At 71.0% G+C, this 20,986-nt stretch carries 19 protein-coding genes and 1 pseudogene; 5 read left to right on the forward strand and 15 right to left on the reverse strand.

Going from position 1 to position 20,986, the window contains the following annotated elements; all coding sequences use genetic code 11:
* The first annotated feature begins 16 nt into the window (after window positions 1–16).
* Together AB7E83_RS20235 and AB7E83_RS20240 are read left to right on the forward strand one after the other, a co-directional pair.
* Window positions 17–622 carry a Maf family nucleotide pyrophosphatase gene (locus AB7E83_RS20235; RefSeq protein ID WP_428572603.1) on the forward strand — a complete coding sequence of 202 codons (606 nt, stop codon included), beginning with the start codon at window positions 17–19 and terminating at the stop codon, window positions 620–622.
* Window positions 619–1,380: an SAM-dependent methyltransferase gene (locus AB7E83_RS20240; protein ID WP_428572604.1), complete on the forward strand. Its 762-nt coding sequence runs from the start codon at window positions 619–621 to the stop codon at window positions 1,378–1,380. The genes AB7E83_RS20235 and AB7E83_RS20240 overlap by 4 nt, the downstream gene beginning before the upstream one ends.
* 25 nt (window positions 1,381–1,405) lie before the next feature.
* Here the strand turns inward: AB7E83_RS20240 and AB7E83_RS20245 are convergent, their stop codons facing one another.
* The 4 genes from AB7E83_RS20245 to AB7E83_RS20260 are packed head-to-tail and all read right to left on the reverse strand — an operon-like array spanning window position 1,406 to window position 4,496.
* Window positions 1,406–2,482 (reverse strand): S49 family peptidase, encoded by a 1,077-nt coding sequence (locus tag AB7E83_RS20245; RefSeq protein WP_428572605.1) that lies wholly within the window; start codon window positions 2,480–2,482, stop codon window positions 1,406–1,408.
* Window positions 2,483–2,848 (reverse strand): Rieske (2Fe-2S) protein, encoded by a 366-nt coding sequence (locus AB7E83_RS20250; RefSeq protein WP_428572606.1) that lies wholly within the window; start codon window positions 2,846–2,848, stop codon window positions 2,483–2,485.
* Between the two features lie 8 nt (window positions 2,849–2,856).
* Window positions 2,857–3,525, reverse strand: coding sequence for an HAD family hydrolase (locus AB7E83_RS20255; protein ID WP_428572607.1), 669 nt, complete (start codon window positions 3,523–3,525; stop codon window positions 2,857–2,859).
* Window positions 3,522–4,496 carry an RluA family pseudouridine synthase gene (locus AB7E83_RS20260; RefSeq protein ID WP_428572608.1) on the reverse strand — a complete coding sequence of 325 codons (975 nt, stop codon included), beginning with the start codon at window positions 4,494–4,496 and terminating at the stop codon, window positions 3,522–3,524. The genes AB7E83_RS20255 and AB7E83_RS20260 overlap by 4 nt, the downstream gene beginning before the upstream one ends.
* A gap of 217 nt (window positions 4,497–4,713) precedes the next feature.
* Between AB7E83_RS20260 and AB7E83_RS20265 the strand changes: the two genes are divergently transcribed.
* Window positions 4,714–4,872, forward strand: coding sequence for a hypothetical protein (locus AB7E83_RS20265; RefSeq protein ID WP_428572609.1), 159 nt, complete (start codon window positions 4,714–4,716; stop codon window positions 4,870–4,872).
* A gap of 94 nt (window positions 4,873–4,966) precedes the next feature.
* A complete protein-coding gene (locus AB7E83_RS20270; RefSeq protein ID WP_428572610.1) occupies window positions 4,967–8,254 on the forward strand; it encodes an Rne/Rng family ribonuclease in 3,288 nt (1,095 codons plus the stop codon).
* A 37-nt stretch (window positions 8,255–8,291) separates the two neighbouring features.
* Here the strand turns inward: AB7E83_RS20270 and AB7E83_RS20275 are convergent, their stop codons facing one another.
* The 4 genes from AB7E83_RS20275 to hemC form a co-directional block, all read right to left on the reverse strand.
* On the reverse strand, window positions 8,292–9,545 hold the full coding sequence (locus tag AB7E83_RS20275) for a heme biosynthesis protein HemY (protein WP_428572611.1): 1,254 nt from the start codon (window positions 9,543–9,545) through the stop codon (window positions 8,292–8,294).
* 8 nt (window positions 9,546–9,553) lie between these two features.
* On the reverse strand, window positions 9,554–10,636 hold the full coding sequence (locus AB7E83_RS20280) for a uroporphyrinogen-III C-methyltransferase (protein ID WP_428572612.1): 1,083 nt from the start codon (window positions 10,634–10,636) through the stop codon (window positions 9,554–9,556).
* Between the two features lie 87 nt (window positions 10,637–10,723).
* Window positions 10,724–11,488 (reverse strand): uroporphyrinogen-III synthase, encoded by a 765-nt coding sequence (locus AB7E83_RS20285; protein ID WP_428572613.1) that lies wholly within the window; start codon window positions 11,486–11,488, stop codon window positions 10,724–10,726.
* Window positions 11,489–11,499: 11 nt separating this feature from the next.
* Entirely contained in the window at window positions 11,500–12,399 is a 900-nt protein-coding gene (gene hemC, locus AB7E83_RS20290; protein WP_428572614.1) for a hydroxymethylbilane synthase, read from the reverse strand.
* A gap of 143 nt (window positions 12,400–12,542) precedes the next feature.
* On the opposite strand from hemC, the gene ppc reads away from it, so the two are divergent.
* Window positions 12,543–15,335, forward strand: a complete 2,793-nt coding sequence (gene ppc / locus AB7E83_RS20295) for a phosphoenolpyruvate carboxylase (RefSeq protein WP_428572615.1) — start codon at window positions 12,543–12,545, stop codon at window positions 15,333–15,335.
* A 6-nt stretch (window positions 15,336–15,341) separates the two neighbouring features.
* On the opposite strand, the gene AB7E83_RS20300 is transcribed toward ppc, so the two are convergent.
* From AB7E83_RS20300 to AB7E83_RS20330, 7 genes and pseudogenes are all read right to left on the reverse strand, one after another.
* The gene (locus tag AB7E83_RS20300; protein ID WP_428572616.1) at window positions 15,342–16,265 is read right to left on the reverse strand and encodes a LysR family transcriptional regulator; all 924 of its coding nucleotides are present in this window, start codon (window positions 16,263–16,265) and stop codon (window positions 15,342–15,344) included.
* On the reverse strand, window positions 16,228–17,151 hold the full coding sequence (locus AB7E83_RS20305; RefSeq protein WP_428572617.1) for an alpha/beta fold hydrolase: 924 nt from the start codon (window positions 17,149–17,151) through the stop codon (window positions 16,228–16,230). The genes AB7E83_RS20300 and AB7E83_RS20305 overlap by 38 nt, the downstream gene beginning before the upstream one ends.
* Window positions 17,138–18,328, reverse strand: coding sequence for a CaiB/BaiF CoA transferase family protein (locus tag AB7E83_RS20310; RefSeq protein ID WP_428572618.1), 1,191 nt, complete (start codon window positions 18,326–18,328; stop codon window positions 17,138–17,140). Before AB7E83_RS20310 ends, AB7E83_RS20305 begins: the two co-directional genes overlap by 14 nt.
* Window positions 18,329–18,358: 30 nt before the next feature.
* Window positions 18,359–19,162, reverse strand: a complete 804-nt coding sequence (locus AB7E83_RS20315; protein ID WP_428572619.1) for an IclR family transcriptional regulator — start codon at window positions 19,160–19,162, stop codon at window positions 18,359–18,361.
* Window positions 19,159–19,971 (reverse strand): IclR family transcriptional regulator, encoded by an 813-nt coding sequence (locus AB7E83_RS20320; protein WP_428572620.1) that lies wholly within the window; start codon window positions 19,969–19,971, stop codon window positions 19,159–19,161. The genes AB7E83_RS20315 and AB7E83_RS20320 overlap by 4 nt, the downstream gene beginning before the upstream one ends.
* A 22-nt stretch (window positions 19,972–19,993) precedes the next feature.
* Window positions 19,994–20,803, reverse strand: a complete 810-nt coding sequence (locus AB7E83_RS20325) for an enoyl-CoA hydratase/isomerase family protein (RefSeq protein WP_428572621.1) — start codon at window positions 20,801–20,803, stop codon at window positions 19,994–19,996.
* 49 nt (window positions 20,804–20,852) lie between these two features.
* Window positions 20,853–20,986, reverse strand: a pseudogene (locus AB7E83_RS20330) (electron transfer flavoprotein subunit alpha/FixB family protein); the annotation flags it as partial.

A 20,986-nucleotide genomic window follows, 5' to 3' on the forward strand; every position in this document is an offset into this window, starting at 1 on the left:
GTAAGAGAATCCCGGCATGCCGAACGTCACTGAGCATGCCGATCGCCCTGTCGTGCTGGGCTCCACCTCGCGTTACCGCCGCGAGCTGCTCGAACGTTTGCAGCTGCCGTTCACGGTGCAGGCGCCCGAAGTCGACGAGACGCCCGTGCCCGGCGAAGCGCCGCTCGCGCTCGCCCGCCGGCTGGCGCTCGCCAAGGCGCGGGCCGTGGCCGCGCACCTGCCCGGCGCGGTCGTCATCGGCTCCGACCAGGTGGCGGACCTCGGCGGGGAGCCGCTCGGCAAGCCGGGCACGCACGAGAACGCCGTCGCACAGCTGCGCCGCATGAGCGGGCGCGCCGTCGTGTTCCAGACGGCGCTCGCAGTGGTGTGCGCCGAGACCGGCTTCGAGCAGGTCGACGTCGCGCCGGTGCATGTGCGCTTTCGCGAACTGGACGGCGACGAGATCGAGGCCTACCTGCGCAAGGAACGGCCCTACGACTGCGCCGGCAGCGCGAAAAGCGAAGGACTGGGCATCGCGCTGCTCGAGGCGATCGACAGCGACGATCCCACGGCCCTGATCGGCCTGCCCCTGATCCGCACGTGCCGCATGCTGCGCGCCGCGGGCGTGCGGGTGATCCGATGACGTCGCCGGGCCGTCTGCTTCTGGTGCCGGCGCCGCTGGACTTCGGCTGCGAGCCGCCCGCGCCGCTCGACCGTGCGCTCCCCGCTGCAACGCTTCTTGCCGCCTCGAAGCTCACGCACTGGATCTGCGAAAGCGCGAAGACGACGCGCGCGTATCTCAAGCGCATTGCCGAGACACACCCCCTCCCTGTGCCGCTGCAGCAGATGGAGATCGCCGAGCTGCCGCGCGAGGTCCACAAGAAGGGCGATCATTTCGGCGGCTTCGATGCGAAGCCGATGCTGCGCGCGGCGATCGAGGGGCACGACGTGGGCCTTGTCAGCGAAGCGGGCATGCCTGCCGTCGCGGACCCCGGCAGCTCGGTCGTCCGCGCCGCGCACGAGCTCGGCCTTGTCGTGGTCGCGCTGGCCGGTCCGTCCTCCCTGCTTCTCGCGCTGGCCGCCAGCGGCCTCAACGGCCAGAACTTCGCCTTCGTCGGCTACCTGCCGCAGGAGCCCGCGGCCCGCACGCAGCGCATCCGGGAACTCGAGGCGCTGGCGCTGCGCACGAAGCAGACGCAGCTCTTCATCGAGACGCCGTACCGCAACGAGTCGCTGTGGGGCGCGCTGCTGCAGGCGCTGCAGCCGTCGACGCGGCTGGCGGTGAGCAGCGGACTGACGCTCGACGCCGCGATGAGCCGCAGCGACAGCGCGGCTCACTGGCGCGCCAAGGCATGTCCGTTGTCGAACACCAAGCCAGCGGTGTTCGCCATCGGCGCGTGACGCCGCTCCCGCGCGAATGACGCGCTCAACGCAGCGCCGGAATCCCTTTCAACGCCCGCACCATCCCCTCGCCGATCGACGCGCCGAATCTCTTGGCCAGGCGCTCGGCGACGTTCTCGCGGCGCGTGTAGTCGACCAGCTCCTCGGCCTTCACGACCTCGCGCGCGACGAACTCCAGGTTGCCCAGCTGGTCGGCCAGGCCCATGTCGATGGCCTGCTGCCCCGTCCAGAACAGGCCGCTGAAGAGCTCGGGCGTTTCCTTCAGGCGCTTGCCGCGGCCGGCGCGCACGACGTCGATGAACTGCTTGTGGACCTGGTCGAGCATGTCCTGCGCCAGGGCGCGCTGCTTGTCCGTCTGCGGGCTGAACGGGTCGAGGAACCCCTTGTTCTCGCCGGCCGTCATGAGGCGCCGCTCGACGCCCAGCTTTTCCATGAGGCCGACGAAGCCGAAGCCGTCCATCAGCACGCCGATGCTGCCCACGATGCTCGCCTTGTCGACGAAGATGCGGTCGGCCGACGCGGCGATGTAGTACGCCGCCGAGGCGCACGACTCCTCGACCACCGCATACACCGGCTTCTTGTATTTCGCCTTCAGGCGCCTGATTTCGTCGTTGATGATTCCGGCCTGCACCGGGCTGCCGCCCGGCGAGTTCACGAGCAGCACCACCGCCTGGGCTCCGGGGTCCTCGAATGCGGCCTTCACGGCCGACACGATGCCTTCGGCGCTCGCGGTCGAATCCGCCGCGATTTCGCCCTTGACCTCGATCACCGCCGTGTGGGCGACCGCCTTCGCCGTGCTCGACGGGCCGCCGCGGAAGGAGAGATTCCACAGCAGCACCGCGAAGAACGTGAGCCACGCGAGCCGCACGAAGGTGCGCCAGCGGCGCGAGCGCTTCTGCTCCTCGAGCGTGGCGAACAGCAGCTTCTCGAGCGTGCCCCGCTCCCAGCCGGGCGAGAGCGCGGCAGCCGGCGCGACCGATGCCGCGGGCGCGGCGGAAGGCGGCCCCGAAGACTCCGGCTCGCCGGGAAACGACGACTCGGGATAGGCGATGGGAGGCGGCGTGGAAGTGGGCGGCGGCGTGGAATTAGGCGGCTCGTTCATCTAGAACTCGACAGGCTGGAGATTGAAGGCAGTATGCCAGCGCACCACGCCGTCGCGCTCGCTCAGCGCGATCTTCACCAGCCCGCCGCGGCAGGGGCCGCCGCCGCACTCGCCCGTGTCGGGCCGGTACACGGCGCCGTGCGACGCGCAGAGCAGCCACTCGCCGCTGTCGTCGAAGAAGCGGTTGGGCTCGTAGTCCATCTGCATCGCCACGTGCGCGCATCGATTGAGGTACGCATGCGGGGCGCCGCGCCAGCGCACCGCGAAGGCCTGGCAGGTCTGGCCGCCGTAGACGACGTCGAAGGGGACGGCCCGGCCGCCGTCGGGCAGGTCGGCGGAATTGCAGAGGGGAATCGCCTGCTCCATCGCCGACCTCAGGCGTTGGCGAGCAGCCAGTCGTGCAGTTCGCGCACGGAATGGGCGACGAAGCGGGGGCCGTGCGCGCCGAACTCACCCGGCTCGTGCGCACCGTAGCTCACGCCCACGCTCGCGCAGCCGGCGTTCGCGGCCATCTGCAGGTCGTGCGTCGTGTCGCCGATCATGAGCGTGCGCGCGGGCTCGGCGCCGAATTCCCGCATCAGCTCCTGCAGCATGCGCGGATGCGGCTTGCCGGCGGTCTCGTCGGCGGTGCGCGAGCCGTCGAAGACACCCTTGAGCTGCGAGGTGTGCAGCACCTCGTCGAGCCCGCGCCGCGACTTGCCCGTGGCGACGACGAGCCAATGTTGGCGCGCGCGCAACGACTCCAGCATGGGCAGCACGCCGTCGAAGAGCACGAGGTCGTCCTGGTGCTTCATGTAGTAGTGGCGGTAGCGGCTGCCGAGCTCCGCGTACTTCTCCGGCGGCACGTCGGGCGCCGCGTGCGCGAGCGCCTGCGAGAGCGCCATGCCGATCACGTAGGACGCATCCTTGTCGCTGGGCGTTTTGCCGCCCACGTCCTCCACCGCGCGCTGGATGCAGCGCACGATGATCTGGGTGGAGTCGTAGAGCGTGCCGTCCCAGTCGAAGGCGATGAGATCGAATTGCCGCGGCCGTGTTTCGGTCATCCACTGATTATGGAGAGCACGGAGGCGAGTTCGGGGGGCAACGGTGCCTCCAGCGCGACATTTTCTCCCGTGGACGGGTGCGCGAACCTCAGCTTCCACGCATGGAGGAACATTCGCTTCACGCCCCGCTTCGCCAGCGCCCTGTTCATCTCGAAATCGCCGTACTTCTCGTCCCCGACGATGGGGTGGCCGTTGGAGGCGAGGTGCACGCGGATCTGGTGGGTGCGGCCGGTCCTGATCGTGACTTCGAGAAGCGTGAAGTCTCCCACGCGCTGTGCGACCTTCACCAGCGTCACCGACCGCATCCCGTCCGGATCGTCCTTCGCCACCACCTTCACCCGGCGCTCGCCATCGGCCAGCAGGTACTTGTGCAGCGGCTGGTCGATCACCTTCCTGTTGGCCGGCCAGGCGCCGACCACGAGCGCCAGGTAGGTCTTGCCCGTCTCGCGCTCGCGGAACTGGTCCTGCAGCGCGGTGAGCGCCGAGCGCCGCTTGGCCACGAGCAGCAGGCCCGAGGTCTCGCGGTCGAGCCGGTGGACGAGTTCGAGGAATTTCGCGGCCGGCCGCGCCTGGCGCAACTGCTCGATGACGCCGAAGCTCACCCCGCTGCCCCCATGCACCGCGACGCCGGCCGGCTTGTCGATGGCAAGCACGTGCTCGTCCTCGAACACGATCGGGAACTCGCGCGGCGGCGCGGGATGGTCCCGCTTCTCGGCCAACTTTTCCGAGACGCGCACCGGGGGCAGCCGCACGACGTCGCCCGACGCCACCCGCGTGTCGGCCTGCGCCCGTCCCTTGTTCACCCGCACTTCGCCCGAGCGGATGATCCGGTACACGTGCGTCTTCGGCACGCCCTTCAGCTCGCGGATGAGGAAGTTGTCGAGGCGCTGGCCGGCCGACTCCTCGCCGATCGTGAGCTGCCGCACCCCGGCGCTTGCGGGCGGCGGATCGCCCCCTATAATCGGTTTCACTGGCGTCAGGCCGTAAGTGGTTGATTTTGGCGGGAGTTTAGCTCTCCGCATCCCACGAGGCGACGCCGGGGGTCGATGCGATGCTGCCCGTGCAGCGCCGAACCGACACTTTGAAACCCGATACGGAATGACAAGTCCGCCAGCGCAAGGCTGGCGGGCGGATCGAAGCGAGAACGACGTGCTGCTGGCATATATCCTGGCTCTCTGGAGGTGGCTCATGAGCCCCGCCGCGGCCGGTGCATTGCTCGCGGCGTACCCCCCGACACGCCCCGCCCTCGCCGCGCTTCCCGCGGCGCGGCCGCGCTTCGTGCTGCTCGCTCCCATCCACGTGCCCTGGCCCTTCGCCCGCCGCGCTCGCGCGCGCCTGGCAGGCTAGCGCCGTCGTTCCCTTTCCCGTTTCGAAGCGTCTGTTCTCGCATCGTTGCTCCGTTCATGGAGCTGTTGAGTGCTGAAAACAAGAAGGTGACGCGATGAAGCGGATGCTGATCAATGCCACGCAGGCCGAGGAACGCCGGCTGGCCATCGTCGACGGACAGAAGCTCCTCGACTACGAAATCGAGATCGAAGGGCGCGAGCAGCGCAAGGGCAACATCTACAAGGCCGTCGTCACGCGCGTCGAGCCCTCGCTCGAAGCCTGCTTCGTCGACTACGGCGAAGACCGCCACGGCTTCCTGCCCTTCAAGGAAATCTCCCGCTCCTATTTCCAGGGCAACGTGCCGCCATCGCAGGCGCGCATCAGCGACGCGATCCGCGAGGGCCAGGAACTCCTGGTCCAGGTCGAGAAGGAAGAGCGCGGCAACAAGGGCGCGGCGCTGACGACCTTCGTTTCGCTGGCGGGCCGCTACGTCGTGCTCATGCCCAACAACCCGCGCGGCGGCGGCGTCTCGCGCCGCATCGAGGGCGAGGACCGGGCCGAGCTCAAGGAGAACATGGACCAGCTGGAGTATCCCAACGGCATGTCCATCATCGCGCGCACCGCCGGCATCGGCAGGAGCGCGCCCGAGCTCCAGTGGGACCTCAACTACCTGCTCAAGCTCTGGACCGCCATCGACGGCGCGGCCAAGGGCGGCAAGGGCGCGTTCCTGATCTACCAGGAGTCGAGCCTCGTCATCCGCTGCATCCGCGATTACTTCAATCACGACATCGGCGACATCCTGATCGACACCGACGACATCTACGAGCAGGCGCACCAGTTCATGGCGCACGTCATGCCCGAGCATGCCGCCCGCGTGAAGCGCTACCGCGACGATGCGCCGCTGTTCAGCCGCTTCCAGATCGAGCACCAGATCGAATCGGCCTATGCGCGCGAGGTGAAGCTGCCCTCGGGCGGCGTCGTCGTCATCGACCACACCGAAGCGCTGGTGTCCATCGACGTCAACTCGGCGCGCGCCATCAAGGGCGGCGACATCGAGGAGACCGCCACGCGCACCAACCTCGAAGCCGCCGACGAAGTGGCGCGCCAGATGCGCCTGCGCGACCTGGGCGGCCTGATCGTCATCGACTTCATCGACATGGAGGAGTCGCGCAACCGCCGCGAGGTCGAGAACCGCCTGCGCGACGCGCTGCGCCAGGACCGCGCCCGCGTGCAGTTCGGCAGCATCAGCAAGTTCGGCCTGATGGAGATGAGCCGCCAGCGGCTGCGCCCGGCGCTGTCCGAAGGCGCGTCGATCCCCTGCCCGCGCTGCGGCGGCCACGGCCACATCCGCGACACCGAAAGCTCCGCCCTGCAGATCCTGCGGATCATCCAGGAAGAGTCGATGAAGGACAGCACGGCGGCCGTGCATTGCCAGGTGCCGGTCGAAGTCGCCTCGTTCCTGCTGAACGAGAAACGCACGGAAATCACCAAGATCGAGTTGAAGCAGCGCCTCAACGTGCTGCTGGTGCCCAACAAGTCGCTCGACACGCCGCATTACAAGCTCGAGCGGCTGAAGCACGACGACCCGCGCCTCGACAACCTGCAGGCCAGCTACCACATGGCCGAGGAAATGGAAGACCCGACGACGGTCACGCGCCGCTCGCACGAACGGGCGAACAAGCAGGAGCCGATCATCAAGGGCGTGCTGCCCGACGCGCCCGCGCCGATGCCGGTGGCCAAGCCCGAGCCGCAGCCGCAGGCGCAAGCCCAGGCCGTGCCGCCTGCCGCGCAGGCGAAGCCGCCCGTGGCCGCACCGGCGCCGACCGTCGCACCCGCGCCGGCCGACACGGGCTTCCTGTCGTGGATCAAGGGCCTGTTCGGCGCGCCGCCGGCCGCCGTACCCGCCGCCGCCGCGACCGCGGCGCAGCCGGCCGAAGGAAAGAGGGAAGAAAAGCGCGAGGGCCGTGAAGGACGCGAAGGCGGCCGGGGCCGCGATGGGCGCCGGGGCGAGGGCCGCGGCGGACGCGACGGACGCCGTGGCGGCGCGGGCGGCGAGCGCGACGCGCGTCCGCGCGACGGCGAGCCCCGCCGCGACCGTGCGGCAGCCGATGGCGCCGAGGGTGCGCAGCGCACCGGAGACCCGCAGCAACGTCGGGAACGGGGCGAGCGCGGCGAAGGCCGTGACAACCGTTCTCGCGAAGGGCGCGAGAGCCGCGAACCGCGTGACGGCCGCGAAGCCCGCGACGGCCGCGAGCCGCGCGAAAACCGCGAACCGCGGGAAGCTCGCGAGAACCGCGAACCCCGCGAACCCCGCGAAGCTCGTGAGGGCCGTGAGCCGCGCGAAGGCCGTGAGACCCGCGAAGGCCGCGAAGGCCGCGAACCCCGCGAAGGTCGTGAAGGCCGTGAGGCCCGCGAGGGCCGCGAGCCGCGTGAAGGCCGCGAACCTCGCGAGGCCCGCGTGCCGCGTGAGGCCCGAGGCCCGCTCGAGGGCGTCGACAATCGCGAACCGCAGGAAAGCCGCGAACGCCACGAGGCCCGGATGCGCCGAGAGGCGCGCGAGGCCGAAGGGAGCGCCGCGTCGGTGGCCGGGAGCGCGGTCGAAGGCGCACCGCAAGATGAGCCCAATGCCGAAGGCGCAGTTGCGCAACAGCGGGGAGAACGTGGCGAGCGGGGCGGCCGCCGCGAACGCGGACCGCGCGACGACGCTTCCGCCGCGAACGCTGCCGGCGCAGTGGACGTGGCCGGCGGCACCGTCGCAGGCGCTGCTTCGACCGTTGGCGTCGTGACCGAAAGCCCGGACATGCTGCCGCCTTCGGCCAATGCGGTGCTCGAGTCGCACACGCATCAGGACGCCCAGCCGGAAGCCGAGGGCGAAGAGCGCCGCGAGCGCCGTTCGCGCGACCGCTATGGCCGCGACCGCCGCGAGCGTGGTGAACGTGGCGAACGCACGCCGCGCGAGGACGCGCCGGCCGGCGCCGAGCGCGCGGCCGACGAGCAGGCGGATGCCTTCCGGGCGGAAGCCGCGCCGCAGGATCCTGCATACGCCGCACCCGTAACCACTGCATCGGTCGCAGCGGTCGCAGCGGTCGCATCCACGGCATCCCCGGTCGCGCAGACCGCGGCGGCGCCGGCCGCGTCCCACGCGGGCGGCCTGCCGAAGGTTCAGCCTTTCGATCTGCCGGTGTCGCAGCTGGTCCAGGTGGCCGAGGGCTCGGGCCTCCAGTGGATCAATTCGGATTCGGACAAGATCGCGGCCGTGCAGGCCGCCATCGCCGCCGAGCCGAAACCGGTGCGCGTGCCGCGCGAGCGTCCGCCGGCGGTGGTGCTCGACGAAGGTCCGCTGGTGCTCGTGGAAACGAAGCGCGACCTGCGCTCGATGACGCTGCCCTTCGAGCAGCGCTGAAGAGACTCCCTCCCCTGCTGGGGAGGGAACTCGTCCGCTACCGATCCGCCGCGCGCTTCCAGGCCTGCGCCGCGGTATCCCCGTCCCCGCGCTGCTCGGCGAGCTTCGCCAGCGCGCGCCACGCATTGCGGTGCAGGCGCGCGTCCTGCTGGCCGAGCGCGGCCTGCATCAGCAACTGCTGCGCCTTGCCCCACAGCTGGCGCTTCACGCAGGCCATGCCCGCGAGATACTGCAGATTGGCATCGCGCGGATTCGCCTTCTGCGCGGCCTCGAAGCGCGCGAGCCATGCGCCGTCGACGCTCTCCAGCCCCTCTTCGAACGCGTCCACGAGCTTCACGCGCAGCGCAGGCGCGAGTTGCGACTCGCGCTCCCACACCGGCAGCAGCCACTCGCGCGACATGGCCGCATCCCCGCCGAGCTGCACGAGCCGGTGCGACGCATGCATCGCCACTTCGGCCATCGCGCGCTCGTTGGGCTCCAGCGCCTGCCACGCCGCCTGCAACTGCGGCACGTCGTAGGCGCCGTTGAGCGAGTCGATGGCGAGCCCGCGCACGATGCTCTGCGCCGCGCCGGGCGAGAAGGCGTGATGCTTCGCGAGCAGGCGCGCGGTCTCGAGCGCCTCGGAGGTGCGACCGGCGAGCCGCGCGGCGCGCAGCTTCATGCGCAGCGCAAGCGTGCGGCGCGCCGCGCCCTGCGGCAGGCCCTTGAGCCAGCCCATCGCGCCCTCGGGATCGCTTTCTTCCAGCGACCATTCGGCGGCGCGCATCAGCGCGCCTTCGCGCGTTTCCTGCGCGTCGCGCGCCACGGCGGCATCGAGCGCACGGCGCAGATGTTCCTCGCGCGCGGACTTGTCCTGCAGCGCCTGCGCGCTCTCGGCCGCGAGCAGGTGCGCCACGGCGCGCAGCTGCTCCGCGGCCGGTGCGCGCTGGCCGCCGGCGTCGAGCGACGCCTCCTGCGCCAACGCGGCCTCGGCGGACTTGCGCGCGCGAATGAAGCGGCCGGCCCAGAGATGCGAGATCGCATCGTGCAGCGCGCGGTGCATCGCGCGCTCCTTCTGCTGCGTGCGCCAGCGCAACGCCTGCTTCGGCAGATCGAGCAGCGCCGCGAGCGCGCCGAGCGCCGCGTGCAGCAGCACGAACGCGCCCACGAGCAGCAGCAGCACGAGGTTGAGCGACAGGTCGATGCGGTGCGGCGGCCAGAACACGGTGACCGTCCCCTGGTTGTTGCCGGCGAAGAGCGCGACGGCCACGGCGATGCCGAAGAGCGCGAGGAACCAGAGCGCGGCGCGCATTCGGCGTCCTAGCGCCCGCCCGCCACGGTCGCGAGCGCGGCCAGCGTCTCGTCGATGCGCGGCATCTCGGCGTTGCGCAGTTGGGCCTGCACCTGCTGCAGCTGCGCCGCCGCGGCCTGCGTGCGGCGCGAGGCGCCGTCGAAGTACTTCGGCAGCGCGAGGGCCGCGGCGGACACGTCGGCGCGGGCCACGTCGATCTGCCGTGCGAGCAGCGACAGGCGCGCGTTGAGGAGTTTCAGCTTGATGTTCTCGCGCAGGAAGAAGACCTGCTCGGGCGCCAGCAGCGCACCCTCGGGCTGGTCGATGCGGCTCACGCGCACGAGGCCTCGCGCCTCCTCGAGCGCGGCATCGAGGAAGCGTTGCCACCAGGGACGCTCGGCCGCGGGCACGTTGCTGCGGCGCAAGGCTTCCGGCGCGCGCGGCACCGCATTCACGGCGGGCAGCTCGTCGATCTGCCGCGTGAGCTCGTCGAGCCTCGCGAGCACGCCCTGAAGATCGGTGAGCCCCGCGCTCTTGATGCGGTCGCTGTCGCGCGTGATGGCGGCGCGCACGCGCGCGAAGCGCGGCTCGGCGGCGCGCGCAAGGCGCTGCTCGGCGGTGCGCAGCGCGGCCAGCAGCGGCTCGGCGCTGCCCGTCAGCTGCATCTGCTGCTGCGCGAGGCGCAGCGCGGATTCGACGTCGACCACCAGGTTCTCGTCGCGCGAGCGCGACAGGCTCTGCATCAGCTCCTCGAGCTGCGTGCGCTGGAGCGCGACCTCGTTCAGGCGCGACTCGAGCAGCGCCTGCCGCGAGGCGCTGTCGCGCGCGACCTCCTGCGCCTGGCGCGCCAGCGCGCGCGCCTCGATGGCCGCGGCGCCGCTGTCGGCGCTCTGGCGCGCGAGCTGTTCCTGGATGCCCGAGAGCTTCTGCCAGAGCATGACGCTCGTCAGCAGCGCCGCGCCGGCCAGCAGCACGAGCGCGACGAGCGTGGCCCGGGTGACCGTGGCGGTGCGCGGAGAGTCGGGTCCGGCGGCGGCCGCCGGTGGCGACGCCTGCGGCACGGGCACCGCGTCCTCCGGCGTTTCGCTGGTCACGACGGTCTCCGAACTCATTCGCCGTTCCGCCGGGCCGCGCGAAGGAACGACAGCCCCCTCGGGGGGCAGAGCAGCACACGAGGCGGCAGGCGGGGGGGCGTCATTTCAACTCGATTCTAGGGCCGCGACGACGTCGCGAAGGCGGGCCGCCGTCGCGCGCACGCGTCCGAAGCCGGCGCGCTTCGCGGCCTCGCCGATGCGCGGATGGGTGACGAGCGCGGACGCCCCAGAGAACGCGCGGCCGGGCAGCAGGGCCGCGAGGTTCGCGATGGCCTCCGAGCTGCTGAAGATCCATGTGGCGCCGTCATCGTCCAGCAGCCGGCTGGCGTCCTCGCGCTGCCGCGGCGACCAGACGGGCGCGGCGCGCACATAGGCCGTCACGGTATCGATGGCCACGTTCCGCGCCTGCAACTGCCGGGCAAGCCAGTCGCGCCCGCTGCCGGCGTCCCCGCCGCCGCGCACGATGAGGATGCGCTGGCCCGCCGCCACCGAGCCCGAGACCCGCGCCCACAGGTTTTCGGAATCGAACTGCGGCGCGTCGTCGGCCGGCGAGTCGATCGCCGACGGGTCCACCCCCGCCGCCAGCAGCGCCTCGCGCGTGCCGGGACCGGGCGCCCAGGCACGTGCGCCGAAGGCCGAGCCTGCGGGCCGGGCATCGAAAAAGGCGCGCACCGCATTGGCGCTCACGAACATGACGGCCGCGTGGCGGGGCAGTTCGGCCCACGCCCGGCGCAGCGCGTCCGGCTCGGGCGCGGGTCCGATCTCGATCAGCGGCAGCGCCAGCGCATTCAAGCCCGCGTCGCGCAGGCGCTCGACCCACTGCAGCGCCTCGTGGCGCGGCCGCGTCACGACGACCGGCGGACGCTGCATTGGAACGCCCCTCAGCGGGCGCCCGCGTCGCGCAGCTGCTTCGCGACCTGACCGCCCAGCCGCGCCGCCGCTTCCACGTCCGCGATGGCCGCGGCGCCGCTCGCGCGCAGGAGCGGCCCCGGCACGTCGACGTCGCCCCAGGCCGCCTGCAGCACGAGCAGTTCGCCGTCGAGCCGCGCATGCGCCGCGAGCGGCATGGAGCAACTGCCGCCCATCGCACGGCTCACCGCGCGTTCGGCCGCCACGCACAGGCTCGTGGCATGGTGCGCGAGCGGCGCCAGAAGCGCGGCGACGTCGGCCCGATCGGCGCGCACCTCGATGCCCAGGGCGCCCTGCCCCGCCGCCGGCAACATGTCGTTCGTCCCGAACACGGCCCGGATGCGCGATTCGAGGCCCAGCCGCTTCAGGCCCGCGGCGGCGAGCACGATCGCGTCGTACTGCCCGTCGTCGAGCTTGCGCAGCCGCGTGTCGAGGTTGCCGCGCAGGGGCTCGATGCGCAGGTCCGGCCTCAGCGCGCGCAGCAGCACGACGCGGCGCAGGCTCGACGTGCCCACCACGGCGCCTTGCGGCAGCGCGGCCAGCGATTCGTGGCGGACGGAGACGAAGGCGTCGCGCGGGTCCTCGCGCTCGAGGACGCACGCGAGCGCGAAGCCCTCGGGCAGCTCCATCGGCACGTCCTTCAGCGAATGCACGGCGAGGTCCGCGCGGCCCTCCTCGAGCGCCGTCTCGAGTTCCTTGACGAAGAGGCCCTTGCCGCCCACCTTGGAGAGGGTGCGGTCCAGGATCTGGTCGCCGCGCGTCGTCATGCCGAGCAGCTCGACCGACGCGCCGCGCTCCCGCAGCAACGCACGCACGTGTTCGGCCTGCCACAGTGCAAGGCGGCTTTCGCGGGTGGCGATCGTGAGCGTCATGGGGGCGAGTGATGCGGGTGGATAGGAGTCACGGTCCGGGTCGCGGGCCGCGAGCGCGAAGTGCCTTCGACATTCACGTAAACCCGTATGCCAACTGCGGGGGATGCTAGCATGCGCCGCAACCCCCGGAGGAGTTCCACACCATGGCCAGCAGCCCGCAGCCGCCCGTTCGGCGTGCCAGGGAGAACGAGCGCCCGCTCGTCGAAGACATCCGCCTGCTCGGGCGGATCCTCGGCGACGTCATCCGCGAGCAGGAGGGCGTCGAAGCCTTCGAACTCGTCGAGCGCGTCCGCAAGATGTCGGTCGCCTTCCGGCGCGACGCCGACCACGACGCCGACCGCGCCCTCAAGACCCTGCTGAAGGCCCTGTCGAGCGACCAGGCGGTGAGCGTCATCCGCGCCTTCACGTACTTCAGCCACCTCGCGAACCTCGCGGAGGACCGCCACCACATCCGACGCCGCGAGATCCACGAGCGCGCGGGCGACACGCAGGAAGGCAGCATCGAAGTCGCCCTCGCGCGCCTGCGCTGGGCCGGCATCGGCGCGAAGACGGTGGCGCAGACGCTCGCCCAGAGCTACCTCGCGCCCGTGCTCACCGCGCATCCGACCGAGGTGCAGCGCAAGAGCATCCTCGATGCCGAGCGCGACATCGCCCGGCTGCTCACGGAGCGCGACGAGATCAAGGCTCGCGCGCTGCCCAAGGACGCGCTCGCGCCGCGCGAGCTGTCGGCCAACGAAGCGATGATCCGCGCGCGCGTGCTGCAGCTGTGGCACACGCGCCTGCTGCGCTTCACCAAGTTGACCGTCGCCGACGAGATCGAGACCGCGCTGTCGTACTACGAGGCGACGTTCCTGCGCGAGATTCCGAAGCTCTATGGCGAGCTCGAACGTGCGCTCGGCGCGCACCCCGTCGCCGGCTTCCTTCGCATGGGCCAGTGGATCGGCGGCGACCGCGACGGCAATCCGAACGTGAGCGCCGAGACGCTCGAATACGCGCTGCGCCGGCAGTGCGAAGTCGCGCTGCGCTACTACCTCACCGAGCTGTTCTGGCTGGGCAGCGAGATGTCGTTGTCCGCGATGCTGGTGGGCGTGACGCCCGCCATGCGCGCGCTGGCCGACGCCTCGGCCGACGACAGCGGCCATCGGGAAGACGAGCCCTACCGCCGCGCGATCACCGGCATGTACTCGCGGCTGGCCGCCACGCTCAAGGAACTCACCGGTGGCGACGCCGCGCGCCACGTCATCGCGCCGAGGAATCCGTACGCGAGCGCCGCCGAACTGCTGCGCGACCTGCGCACGATCCGCGAATCCATCCTGGCGCATCACGGCGGCGCGCTGGTGCAGCAACGCCTGAATCCGCTGATCCGCGCGGTCGAGGTCTTCGGCTTCCATCTCGCGACGGTGGACCTGCGGCAGAACTCCGAGCAGCACGAGGAGGTGGTGGCGGAGCTTCTCGCCACCGCGCGCGTCGAGGCGGGCTACAGCGCCCTGCCCGAGGCGCGCAAGCGCGAAGTGCTGCTCGCCCTGCTGGCCGATGCGCGTCCGCTGCGCGTGATGGGCGCCGCGTATTCCGACCATGCGAGGCGCGAACTCGCGATCTTCGAATCGGCCGTGCGCATGCGCGCGCGCTACGGCGACGAGTCGATCCGGCACTACATCATCAGCCACACCGAGGCGGTGAGCGACCTGCTCGAGGTGCTGCTGCTGCAAAAGGAAGTGGGCCTGATGCGCGGCGCGCTCGCCGACGAGAACGCGCGCTGCGACCTCATCGTCTCGCCGCTCTTCGAAACGATCGAGGACCTGCGCAATGCCGCGGGCATCATGCGCGAGTTCTACGCGCTGCCGGGCATCGCCAAGCTGGTGCAGCGCTCCGGCGCCGAGCAGGACATCATGCTCGGCTACAGCGACAGCAACAAGGACGGCGGCATCTTCACGAGCAACTGGGAGCTGTATCGCGCCGAGATCGCGCTGGTCGCCCTGTTCGACGAGCTGGCCAATTCGCACGACATCCAGCTGCGCCTCTTCCACGGCCGCGGCGGCACGGTGGGCCGCGGCGGCGGCCCGAGCTACCAGGCCATCCTCGCGCAGCCGCCCGGCACGGTGCGCGGCCAGATCCGACTCACCGAGCAGGGCGAGGTGATCGCCTCGAAGTACGCGAACGCCGAGATCGGCCGCCGCAACCTGGAGACGCTCGTCGCCGCCACGCTCGAGGCGACGCTGCTGCAGCCGACCAAGCCCGCGCCGAAGCTGTTCCTCGACACGGCCGAGACGCTGTCGCGCGACAGCATGGCGGCGTACCGCAAGCTCGTGTACGAGACGCCGGGCTTCACCGATTTCTTCTTCGGCGCGACGCCGATCCGCGAGATCGCGGAGCTGAACATCGGCTCGCGCCCCGCGTCGCGCAAGGCCTCGCAGAAGATCGAGGACCTGCGCGCCATTCCCTGGGGATTCAGCTGGGGCCAGTGCCGCCTCACGCTGCCGGGCTGGTATGGATTCGGCTCCGCCGTGCGCGCCTTCCGCACCGACCGCGAGCAGCTCGCGCTGCTGCAGAAGATGTACCGCCAGTGGCCCTTCTTCCGCACGCTGCTGTCGAACATCGACATGGTGCTGGCCAAGAGCGATCTCGCGCTCGGTTCGCGCTATGCCGAACTGCTGCCCGATGCGCGGCTGCGCAAGCGCATCTTCAGCGCGATCGAATCGGAGTGGCACCTGACGGTCGAGGCGCTCGTGGCGATCACCGGCGAGAAGCAGCGCCTGGCGGGCAACGCGTCCCTTGCGCGCTCGATCCGCCACCGCTTCCCCTACATCGACCCGCTGCATCACCTGCAGGTCGAACTCGTGCGCCGCTGGCGGCAGGGGCATGGGGACGAACGCGCCAAGCGCGGCATCCACCTCGCGATCAACGGGATTTCGGCGGGGTTGCGGAATACGGGGTGAGTCGACTCACCCCGGCAAGGGCGGCCGGTCCAGCAACTGCTTGATGAACGCCCGCGCCGCCGGCCCCGGCGTGCGGCCGCGCGGCGTACACACCTGGATCACGCGATTCGTCCACGACTCGCGCAACTGCAGCATCACCACGTTGTCCGACAGCTCGGGGCCGAAGAACAGGAACTCCGGCACGACGGTGACGCCCAGGCCCGCCTGCACGAGGCTCAACGCCACCTCGACGCTGCGCACCGTGAAGCGCGCCTTGTACTCCCGGCCCCGCCGCCGGGCGGCGGCGGCCAGCGCCGGCTCCAGCGCCGCGACGGCCACGAGGCTGGAGGCCAGCAGGTCGTCGAAGGTGATGTCCGTGCGCGTCGCCAGCGGGTGCCCGGCCGGCACCGCCGCGATCAGCTTGTCGCTGCGGTAAGCCACCGCGTCGACGCCGCTCAGGTCCACGCCCGGCGTCACGGCGAACACGCCGACGTCGGCTTCGCCCTGCGTCACCGCCTGCACGATGGTCGCGTTCTCCAGCTCGCGCAGCACGAGGTCGACGCCGGGGAAGTCGCGCGCGAAGTCGCTCATCTCGCGTGCGAGAAAGGGCACGATGATCGAGCGCGCCGACGCGATCGCGAGTTCGCCGCGCATGCCCTCGGTGAAGGCGGAGATCTCCGCGCGCATGTCGTCGAGGTTGCCGAAGATCGCGCGCAGGTAGCGCACGAGCACGGCGCCGGCGGGCGTGGGCGACACCCCCTTGGGCGTGCGCTCGAGCAGCTGCACGCCCGCGATCTCCTCGAGGTCCTGGATGCGCTTGGTGGCGGTGGAGGCGGCGATGTTCTCGCGCACCGCCGCCCGGCCGATCTGCTGCTCCTCCACCGCCGAGAGGAAGAGCCTCAGGGTGAACAGGTCAACTTGCCGTATCAGGTGCAGTCGATTGAAGGCCATGGGCGCTCCGGGGAGGAACCGCGCGGGCGAGGAACTCGACGGCCGCGCGGCCGAAGGCATCGTTGCGGTCGCCCGCGACCATGTGGCCGGCCTCGGCGACGTTCACGTATTCCGCATGCGGCGCCAGCGCGAGGAAGTCGCGCACGCCCTCTTCGCTCACCACGTCCGACGCTCCGCCGCGCACCAGCAGCGTCGGCAGGCGCAGATTGCGCGATGCCTCGGTGAGACGCGCGCGGCGCTCCTCCATGCTGCGGCGGGAATGGGCGTAGCGCGGGTCGTAGTGGAAGTAGTAGCGGCCGTCCTTGCCGCGCCGCACGTTCTTGGCGAGGCCTGGCCGCTCGCCCGCCGGCAGCGTGCTGCCCTTGTACGAGCCGATGGCCTGCGCGATCTCCTCGAGGGAATCGAAACCCTCGGTGCCGTCGCGCATGAAGGACTGGATCCGGTGCACGCCCGCGGGCTCCGTGGAGGGCACCACGTCGACGAGGATCAGCGCGGTGGCGTCGACATGGCCCTCGCCGATGGCGGCGAGGCTGCACACGCCGCCCATCGAGGCGCCGACGAGCGCCGGGCGGCGTCCGCCTTCGGCGCGGACCACGGCCTGCAGGTCGCGCACCTGCGCATCGATGCTGTAGTCGACGTCCTCGGCCCAGCCGGAGTCGCCGTGGCCGCGCGCGTCGAGCGCGATGGCGCGCCAGCCCGCCTCGCCCAGGCGCTCGCCCGTGCCGCGCCACGCATGGCGCGTCTGGCCGCCGCCGTGCAGCAGAATCACCAGCGGCGCGTCGGGGTCGCCCCAGACGTCGCCGGCGATGGCGACGCCGCCGTCGCCCTCCCAGAAGGTCATGGGCTCGGGCGTGCCCGGCAGGCGTTCGCGTTCAGACGATTTCATTCTTCTTCAACTCCCGGATCTGTTCGATGGAATAGCCGATCTCGCGCAGCACCTCGTCGGTGTGCTCGCCCGGCGTCGGCGGACGTTTGTCGATGGACGGCGGCGTACGCGACATCCAGGCGGGCGGCTGCACGATGGGCATGCCGCCCTCGATGCCGGGATAGTCCATCCACTTGAAGGACTCGGCCGCGTTCACGTCCTTGTCCTCGAGCGCCTCGCGCGGCGAATACACCGGGCTCGACGGAATGCGCGCCTGCTCGAGCTCGGCCAGGCACTCCTTGCGCGTGCGCGTGCCGGCCCAGGCGTTCATGATGGCGCTGAGCGCCTCGCCGTTCTCGCCCCGGGTCTTGTCATCCCTGAAGCGCGGGTCGTCCAGCAGTTCCGGCTTGCCGACCAGGCGCGTCCAGCGCTTGAACATCGCGGGGCCGATCGCCTGCGTGATGAACCAGCCGTCCTTCGCACGGAAGAGGTCCGAGGGGCCGTAGTTCGGGCTGCGGTTGCCCTGCGCCTTGCGATCGAGCTTCAGCACGGCCTCCTCGATCAGGGTGCCGCTCGCGAGGTTGAGTCCCGTGCGCAGCAGCGAGGCGCCGACTTCCTGGCCCATGCCGCTCGCCTTGCGCTCGTACAGGGCCATCATCGTGCCGAACGCGCAGGACAGCGCCGTCGAGAAATCGACCATCGGCACCATGGGTTTCATCGGCTGGTCGGGCAGGCCGGTCACATGCACCGCGCCGCTCATGGCCTGGCCCGTGCCGTCGAAACCCGTGCGGTCGCGCACCGCGGGCTGGTCGCCGAAGGCGGACGAGGCGGTGAGGATGATGTCGGGCTTGATCTTTCGCAGGCTCTCGTAGTCGAGGCCCAGGCTCTGCATGGTGCGCGGCGGCATGTTCGCGATCACGATGTCGGCCCCGCGCACCAGGCGGTGCAGCACCTCCTGGCCCTGCGGCGAGTCGAGGTCGAGCGTGATCGAGCGCTTGTTGCGGTTCACCTGCAGGAAGAGCGCGCCCTCGCCTTCGGTGCTCACCGGCACGATGTAGCGGTCCTCGCTGCCGCCGACGCGGTCGACGCGGATCACGTCGGCGCCGTAGTCGGCGAGCAGCGCGGCGCAGAACGGCGCGGCGATGAAGCGCCCCAGGTCGACGACGCGGATGCCGTCCAGTACTTTCTTTTGTTCCAAGTGGGTCTCCCGTGATCTTTGGTGGGGAATTCAGGGACGGCTGTCGAAGTTCGCCAGCGTCTGTTCGAGTTGCGCGGCCGCGGCTCGCAGCGCCGGGGTCACGCGCCGGTGCTCGGCGGCGACGTCGGGCTGCATGTCGGCCTTGCCGGCGTTGAGCCCCATCAGCACGCGGTCGCGGCCGATTCGCACCGGCAGCGCGATGCCATACGCGTCGCGCTGGAACTGTCCCAGCACGGCGCACGTGCCGGTCGATTCCAGTTCGTCGAAGCTCGTCGCGATCGATTGCCGCACCGCGCCCGAGCGTTCGCCGGCCGCGGCGGCGAGGGCGGCGATGCGCGCTTCGCGCTGCGCGGGCGGCAGGGCCCACAGCCAGGCATGGCCGATCGCCGTCGTGCCCATCGGCAGCAAGGCGCCGACGCCCAGGCGCAGCGCCACGACGCGCGTGCTCGCGCGATACGCGATGTAGAGCATGTCGTCGCCCTCCGGCACGCCGAGCGCGATGCCCATGCCCAGGCGGTCGGCAAGCTCCTGCAGCGGCGCTTCAGCGGCCTTGAGCAGCGCGCTCGAGGCGACGAGCGCATTGCCGATGGCGAGCGGGCCGGCCGCGAGTTCGAATTCGCGGCTGCCCGGCAGGTGGCGCAGGAAGCCGAGCTGCATGAGCGTCGTGGTCAGGCGCGAGACCGTCGCCTTGGCGAGCCCCGTGCGGCGCACCAGCTCGGCGTTGGTGAGCGGCACGCGCTCCGCGCGGAAGGCGCGCAGCACTTCCATGCCGCGCGACACGGTGAGGATGCGGGCGCTGCCCTCGGCGGCCATGGCGAGCTGCCCGAGGCTCATGACGCGGCACTCGCCTGCGCGATCTCGTCGGCGGCGGCCAGCAGGCGCGGCCCGAGTTCGCGCTGCACGCGCGTGCGCGAAATCTCCTCGCTCGTGCCGACGCAGGCCAGCACGAAGGGCGCATGGCCCGCCACGAGCACGGGCGCCGCGGCGACGCCCAGGCGTTCGTCCCAGTCCGCTGCGGCCGTCAGCCAGCCGCTTTCGTAGACCTGCGCGATGGCCTCGCCGATGCGCCGTCGCAGCCGCGGCCATTCGCGCGGCAGGCGCCGCTCGATGTTTTCCATCAGGTAGTAGCGCTCCAGCTCCGGCAGGGCCGCGAGCAGCGTCCAGCCCACCGGCGAGGAGCCGATGGCCACGCGCGTGCCCACGTGCAGCGGAATGCGAAGGTCCTGCGCGCCGCCGTTGCAGCTCTCCAGCACGACGAGCTCGAGCCGGTCGCGCGAGAACAGGCTCGCGTGGACGCGCTGCGATTCGGCGAACGCCTGCAGCTGGTTGCGCGCGGCGCGTTGCACGCTCGAATTGGCGAGCGCCGCATAGCCGAGCGCGAGCACCGAGGGCGTAAGCCGGTACTTGCGGTCGTCGGCGTCGTAATGAAGGTAATTCAGTTCCACCAGGCACTGCGCGATGCGCGTGACCGTGGACGCAGGCAGGCCGGTGCGGGTGGCGAGCTCGCGGTTGCCCAGCCAGCCGTCTTCCGGCGTCCAGGCGCCCAGCAGCGCGAGCGCGCGGGCGAAGGGCGCCACCAGCGGCCGCGCGGGTGAGGCCGCGCCCGCGGCAGCGCCGTGCGCCCGCGTGCCGGTGGCTGCCACGCTCAGCACCTCGCGCCGACGCTCAGTCCGGCAGGCGCGCGGAGGGGAAATCGGCCGCGCGCTTGCCGCGCACCGCCGCCACGCCTTCCTTGGCGTCGGGGCCGAGGAAGTTGAGCATCTCGTTGGTCAGCGAGTTGTCGAAGATCGGGCCGGCCTGGCGCATCCAGTTGTTCAGCGACATCTTGGTGGCGCGAATCGCGTCCTGGCTGCCGCGCGCGAGCTGCGCCGCGATGGCCAGCGCCTTGGGGAGCACTTCGGCCTGCGGCACGGCGAAGGTCACCATGCCCATGCGCTCCGCCTCCTTGCCGTTGATGAACTCCGCGGTCATCAGGTAGTACTTGGCCTTGGGAATGCCGCACATGAGCGGCCACACGATGGCCGCATGGTCGCCCGCGGCGACGCCCAGCTTGACGTGGCCGTCGGTGAAGCGTGCGTTCTCCGCCATCACGCTCACGTCGGCCAGCAGGGCCACGGCGAGGCCCGCGCCCACGGCCGTGCCGTTGATCGCGGAGATGATCGGCTTCTCGCAGTCGAGCATCTTGTAGACGACGTCGGAGGCCTCGCGCTTGACGCCCCGGATGACCTCGGGGTTGCCCACCATGTCGGTGACCCACGCCAGGTCGCCGCCGGCCGAGAACGCGCGGTCGCCCGCGCCCGTGACGACGACCACCTTGGTCTTCGGGTCGTCGCGGATCACGTCCCACACCTGCGTCAGCTCCCAGTGCAGGCGCGCGTTGGTCGCGTTCATCACCTCGGGGCGGTTGAGCGTGGCGAGCAGGACGCCGTCGTCCTTCCACTCGAACTTGATGTGCTGGAAGTCTTCGTATTTCATCGTTGTCTCCTTCTTGGGGGGTTCGCTGGCGTCGCGGGCGTTCGCCGGGTCAAAGTGCCTTGACCAGCTCGGGCACGGCCGCGAACAGGTCGGCTTCGAGCCCGTAGTCGGCGATGCTGAAGATCGGCGCTTCCGCGTCCTTGTTGATCGCGACGATGACCTTGCTGTCCTTCATGCCGGCCA

Source organism: Ramlibacter sp. (assembly GCF_050250995.1).
Taxonomy (GTDB): Bacteria; Pseudomonadota; Gammaproteobacteria; order Burkholderiales; family Burkholderiaceae_C; genus Ramlibacter.

Excerpts from the sequence above, each read along its gene's own strand:
- AB7E83_RS20305 (WP_428572617.1), bottom strand. The coding sequence starts at position 17,151 with ATGAAATCGTCTGAACGCGAACGCCTGCCGGGCACGCCCGAGCCCATG.
- AB7E83_RS20315 (WP_428572619.1), bottom strand. The coding sequence starts at position 19,162 with ATGAGCCTCGGGCAGCTCGCCATGGCCGCCGAGGGCAGCGCCCGCATC.
- AB7E83_RS20285 (WP_428572613.1), bottom strand. The coding sequence starts at position 11,488 with ATGCAGCGTCCGCCGGTCGTCGTGACGCGGCCGCGCCACGAGGCGCTG.
- AB7E83_RS20235 (WP_428572603.1), top strand. The coding sequence starts at position 17 with ATGCCGAACGTCACTGAGCATGCCGATCGCCCTGTCGTGCTGGGCTCC.
- AB7E83_RS20270 (WP_428572610.1), top strand. The coding sequence starts at position 4,967 with ATGAAGCGGATGCTGATCAATGCCACGCAGGCCGAGGAACGCCGGCTG.
- AB7E83_RS20265 (WP_428572609.1), top strand. The coding sequence starts at position 4,714 with ATGAGCCCCGCCGCGGCCGGTGCATTGCTCGCGGCGTACCCCCCGACA.
- AB7E83_RS20240 (WP_428572604.1), top strand. The coding sequence starts at position 619 with ATGACGTCGCCGGGCCGTCTGCTTCTGGTGCCGGCGCCGCTGGACTTC.
- AB7E83_RS20280 (WP_428572612.1), bottom strand. The coding sequence starts at position 10,636 with ATGAGTTCGGAGACCGTCGTGACCAGCGAAACGCCGGAGGACGCGGTG.
- AB7E83_RS20250 (WP_428572606.1), bottom strand. The coding sequence starts at position 2,848 with ATGGAGCAGGCGATTCCCCTCTGCAATTCCGCCGACCTGCCCGACGGC.
- AB7E83_RS20275 (WP_428572611.1), bottom strand. The coding sequence starts at position 9,545 with ATGCGCGCCGCGCTCTGGTTCCTCGCGCTCTTCGGCATCGCCGTGGCC.
- AB7E83_RS20255 (WP_428572607.1), bottom strand. The coding sequence starts at position 3,525 with ATGACCGAAACACGGCCGCGGCAATTCGATCTCATCGCCTTCGACTGG.
- AB7E83_RS20245 (WP_428572605.1), bottom strand. The coding sequence starts at position 2,482 with ATGAACGAGCCGCCTAATTCCACGCCGCCGCCCACTTCCACGCCGCCT.
- AB7E83_RS20325 (WP_428572621.1), bottom strand. The coding sequence starts at position 20,803 with ATGAAATACGAAGACTTCCAGCACATCAAGTTCGAGTGGAAGGACGAC.
- AB7E83_RS20300 (WP_428572616.1), bottom strand. The coding sequence starts at position 16,265 with ATGGCCTTCAATCGACTGCACCTGATACGGCAAGTTGACCTGTTCACC.
- hemC (WP_428572614.1), bottom strand. The coding sequence starts at position 12,399 with ATGACGCTCACGATCGCCACCCGCGAAAGCCGCCTTGCACTGTGGCAG.
- ppc (WP_428572615.1), top strand. The coding sequence starts at position 12,543 with ATGGCCAGCAGCCCGCAGCCGCCCGTTCGGCGTGCCAGGGAGAACGAG.